The following is a 4,764-nucleotide window of genomic DNA, read 5'->3' on the forward strand; positions in this document are numbered from 1 at the left end:
TCGGCGGGTTGAGCAGAGTCGCGCCGCCCGCTCTGAACAGCTGGGCTGGGCGGCCGCCCTGACGGGTCGTCGTCCCGCCCGTGGGGACCAGGAAGCCCGGTGTGCCGGTCACCTTGCGGTGGAAGTTACGGGGATCCAGCGCCACGCCCCACACCGCTTCGTAGACCCTGCGCAGCTCCCCGACGGTGAACTCCTGCGGGCAGAAGGCGGTGGCGAGCGAGGAGTACTCGATCTTCGAGCGGGCCCGCTCCACGCCGTCCGCGAGGATGCGCGCGTGGTCGAAGGCGAGCGGGGCCGACTGCTCGCCCTCGCGGCCGAGGCCGCCGTCCTGCTCCAGCAGCGTCTCGACCGGGGCCCAGCGCGCGCTGTGGGCGTCGCCGCCTGCCGTCGGGGCAGGGAGGTCGGGCGCGAGCACCAGGTGGGCGACGCTGACCACGCGCATACGGGGGTCGCGCTTGGGGTCGCCGTACGTGGCGAGCTGTTCCAGATGCGCACCGTACGGCGGCGGCGGACCCGCCGGGCAGTGCGCGTGCAGTCCGGTCTCCTCGGCGAGTTCCCGGGCGGCGGCCGCCTCCAGGTCCTCGTCGGCCCGTACGAACCCGCCCGGCAGCGCCCAGCGCCCCTGGAACGGCGGCTCGCCCCGGCGCACGGCCAACGCGCACAGCGCGTGCCTGCGCACGGTGAGCACCACCAGATCGACGGTGACGGCGAACGGGGGGAAGGCCGACGGATCGTAGGGAGGCATGGCGCGATCATAGTCGTCCGCCTGACGATAATCAGGCCCCGGCGCACCTCACGCCCCCAGTTGCAAGCCATTCGCGGCCTCCTCCACCAGCCCCAGGCCGAGCCTGCTGATCCGTACGGCGAACGGCTGCCCGGCGACGCTGAGCCCGGTGAACTGCATGGCACCGAGCGGAGCTCCGCCCACCGGCCGGACCGCCACGGTCCCCGCGGGCACGTCGGGGCGCACTCCGGCCAGAGCGGTCAGCGCATGCACCGCGCCCGCGGCGGCCACGGCCGCCGGGTGGCAGGCGGCGGGGTGCGGTACGGGGGCTCCGTCGCGGGTGCGCTGTTCACCCGCGTACATCTCCGGGAGCCGGTAGTCGAAGCTCTGCGCCGCGTCGAGGAGCCCGCGGACCAGGGAGCCGGCCTCCTTCTCGTGACCGGCGGTGGCGAGGCCGACGGCGGCGACGGCCGTCTCGTGGATCCGCACGGCACCGCTGCGGTGGCCGAACGGGTTGTAGCCGCTCTCCTTGGCCCCGAGCCCCCGCAGCCCCCAGCCCGAGTCCATGGCCGGGCTGCCCAGCAGCCGGGCGAGCCGTTCCGTACGCACCGGATCGAGCAGGCCCACGGCCGACCGGCCGCCGCCGAGCAGGCCGGTGTCCAGGAGGTGGGCCGCGGTGGAACCGAGGTGCGGCAGCAGACGCCCGCCGGATGTGCGCAGCGCGGCCGGGCTGCCCCCGCTGCGGCTCTCCACCCAGAACTCCTCCCGGAACCTGGCCCGCAGGCCCGCCGCCCACTCGCGCAGCTCCGAAGCGCCGGGTCTCCCGTAGCTGTCGAGGAGGTCGGCTCCGAGGAGCGCGGCCCGGTGCGCGTGTGCCTGTGTGGCGCAGCGGTACGGCCCTCCGGGAGCGGGGTCGGGGACGTAGCCGCTGCCTCCGCTCAGGGCTCCGTCACCCGACACGTCCCCGTCGTCGACGGTGGCGTGCAGCCATCTCAGGCAGCGCTCCGCCGCCGGGAGCAACTGCTCGGTCTCGCGCTCGGGCAGTCCCCAGCGGCGGGCTTCGGCGAGGACCGTGGGGAACAGCAGCGTCGCCTCGACGCCCGTACAGCTGGGTGGTGCGTACGGTCCCGCGTCCCGCAGGCCGCCTGGAATTCGGCCGGAATCCGCCCCTGGCCCGTCGAGTTGGAGGCGTGCGAGCGTGCGCAGGGTGTGCCCCGCGAGCCGGGTTCCCAAAGGCAGCAACATGCGGGCTGCCCAGAGCGCCTCGGCCGGCGAGAGGCCGCAGCGCCATGGGACTCCGCCCGCGAGGTACATGTCCGTGGGGGCGCTGGGGCCGCGCATCAGCAGCCCGTGCAGATCGTCGAGGCAGGTGGCCAGCAGTGCGTCGGCCCGTGGGTCGTCGCACTGGAGCCGCGCCGCCGACCAGGGGCGAGGCGGCTGCTCACCGCCGCGCGTGGCCGGGAGCGGCGGGACCGGCCCGCCGGCGGGAGTGCCCGCGGTCGCGTGCTCCAGCCGGACGCGTACCTCGATGGTGTGGTGACCGCCGGGCGGCAGGTCCAGTTCCCAGCACAGCAGCCCGGCCGAGGCCATGACGTCGGAGGGCGCCGGGGTGGCGGCGACCACCGCGTGTGCGCCCGCGGCGGACCACCGCAGTCCCGAGCCGTGGACGCTGGCGGGCAGTTCGGGGCCCGCGACGCCGACGGCGATCGCGCCCAGCTCGGCGAGGTCCGTGCCCAGCCGCAGCTCCACGGGCAGCCGCACCCGGCGTGGTGCGCTGCTGTGGAACGTGATCCGCTCGACGCCGTCGGCACTCCGCAGCCGTTCGAAACGGACCTCCGGGTCCGGGCCGCGGTCGACGGCCGTACGGACCGTACCGACGAACCGCGCGCGGTCCGAGGCCACCAATCTCCCCTGTACCACGACGGGTTCGGCGCCGCCCGCGCGCAGCTCGCACCGGGACAGGACGCGGCGCCCGACGCGGTAGAAGCCGTCCGTGCCCCGGCCGGTGAGCTGGCCCCGCTCGGAGGAGATGGCCAGGGCCGGCAGGGCGACGCAGATCAGGGTCCCGTGGACGGGCTGCGGTTCCGGGGGCCGGGGCGGCACCTTGGACCGGTGATCTCCGGGTGCCCGGCGGGCCGGCTGAGTGGTGGGGACCATGCCTGACACTCTCTGCGCTCCCTGCTGGGGTCTGGGCTCCAAACGGACTGCGCCACAGAGGTGAACGGCGCGGCCGGCGCCCAGGTCACGCCGGCACCGCGGCGCCGGCGGGCTCACGGCCGGCTCCGGTCACCGTTGCGGCTCGTACGGCGCCCGGTCCGGCCGGTGCCCCTACGGGAGGGCGGACGCGTACCGCCGCGCGGTCCACCGGGACGGTCGGCGCCACCACAACGGCCGCTCCCTCCGGGGCGACCGCTCCCGCCGAAGCCTTCCGTCACAGCGGGGCGCTCCGGTCCGACGTCGCGGCCGGCCTCACCCGACCGGGCCACCTCGGGCCGGGCCTCGGGCGCCTGAGCGGGGCCGTCCATAACCACCGGTACGGAGTTACTGTCGGACGCCAGTGCGACCTTCCCTACAGGCGCCGCGTCTGCTCGGGCAGCGCGCTCCGCCTGCTCCTCCCGAAGGCAGCGTCGCAGCGTCTCCGGATCCAGCCCCTGGTTGATGCCGCTGTGCAGCAACTGGGCGAAGAGGCATTCGGGGTCGAAAGTCAGGGCCCTGCCGAGCGCCACGCGGGCGGACGGCTGGTCACCCGTGGCCCAGGCGACCCAGCCCGCCAGTGACAGGGGGGCCACGGCGTACTCGGCGTAGCCGCCCACGCAGCGGCGGGACAGTGCCTGCCACAGACGCAGTGCGGGTTCGGCGTCCAGCCCCTCCATCCACTCCGCCGCACGGTCACGGGCGATGCGGTCCTGAAGTCCGACGATGAGGCGGGCCGCCTCGCTGTCGGTCAGGAGCGCGTCGTCACAGGCGTCCCTGGCCCGCCGGCTGCCCGTGGGCGGGTCGTCCCGGAACCGGCGGATCATCTCCTGTGCGTGCACCAAGGTCTCCGCCCGTACGCACGCCGCCGTGCCCTCCTGGAGCATGCGCGGGACGAGCCGGTGCGCCACGGCGTCCAACGCGGACGTCTGTGCCACCGCGCGGGGGCCCGTACGTGCGGTGAGCCGGGACTCCATCTCCCGCAGCGAGCCCCGAACTTGGATGCCCGCGTAGGCAGCGGCGGCGGCCATCACCGACGTACCCGGCGGGGTCAACGGTGTGCCGGTGGCGGGGCAACAGCGATCGTCGGGACAGCAGTAGGACCAGAACCGGCCGTTGGAGATGCACAGCGCGTCGAGCACCGGTACGTCCAGGGCACCGCAGGCGATCCGCAGCCGCTGCGCGAGCGGGCGGAGGCGTTCCATGACGTCCCGGCCGTTCTCGCCCTCCGCCGGTTCCCGGCAGAGGTAGGCGATGATCCCCTCGGGGCGGGAGCGCCGCTCCTCGCCGAGGCTGACGAGCGCACCGGCCAGTTGGTCGGAGACGTACGGCCACTGCGACCGGTCGGTCGGGATGCCGAGCCGGGCGCGGCTGCCGAAGCGCCCCCGTTCGCCGTGCAGTCCGACGAGCACGATGCTGTCGTCAGGGAAGAAGCCCAGGAGATACGGCAGCGCGTCGGCCAGCTCGGCCGACCCGCGCAGGGTGACCCTGGCCTCTTCGGTCCCGTCGGCCTCCCCCACCGCTCCCGCGGCTTCGCACTCGGGCGTGGACGCGGGTGGGGAAGGGGGAGCGGGCGGCGTGGGCGGGCGGGACCCGGCGGCCGGACGGGATGAGGCGGTCGGGTTGATCGATACGGGTGGGCGGGAGGGGGCGGGCCGGTCGAGCCGGCCGGATCGGCCGGTGATCCGGCCGGGCCGGCGGGCGGGCCCCCCCGGTGGGCGGGGGGGGTTGCGGGGCATCAGGTTTTTCGGCCCCCCGCCACTGGTCCTCGCGCAGCCGCGCCGTGCCGCCGGGGTCGCCGACGTGGCGGGAGAGGACGGCATCGGCCGCGGCACGCAGGTCTTCGT

The 4,764-nt window shown here is 75.4% G+C and carries 3 protein-coding genes; all 3 read right to left on the reverse strand.

Going from position 1 to position 4,764, the window contains the following annotated elements; genetic code table 11:
* Nucleotides 1-745: NUDIX hydrolase (locus ADK86_RS12930; RefSeq protein WP_053696725.1), on the reverse strand; the 745-nt coding region annotated here is incomplete at its 3' end.
* Between the two features lie 48 nt (nucleotides 746-793).
* Nucleotides 794-2,881: a glycogen debranching N-terminal domain-containing protein gene (locus tag ADK86_RS12935; RefSeq protein WP_234345831.1), complete on the reverse strand. Its 2,088-nt coding sequence runs from the start codon at nucleotides 2,879-2,881 to the stop codon at nucleotides 794-796.
* A gap of 113 nt (nucleotides 2,882-2,994) precedes the next feature.
* The gene (locus ADK86_RS12940; RefSeq protein ID WP_053696727.1) at nucleotides 2,995-4,437 is read right to left on the reverse strand and encodes a DUF4192 domain-containing protein; all 1,443 of its coding nucleotides are present in this window, start codon (nucleotides 4,435-4,437) and stop codon (nucleotides 2,995-2,997) included.
* Nucleotides 4,438-4,764: the final 327 nt, after the last annotated feature.

Origin of the sequence: Streptomyces sp. NRRL F-5755 (genome assembly GCF_001279365.1) — a bacterium.
In the GTDB taxonomy this organism is placed as follows: domain Bacteria; phylum Actinomycetota; class Actinomycetes; order Streptomycetales; family Streptomycetaceae; genus Streptomyces; species Streptomyces rimosus.

Excerpts from the sequence above, each read along its gene's own strand:
- ADK86_RS12935 (WP_234345831.1), bottom strand. The coding sequence starts at position 2,881 with ATGGTCCCCACCACTCAGCCGGCCCGCCGGGCACCCGGAGATCACCGG.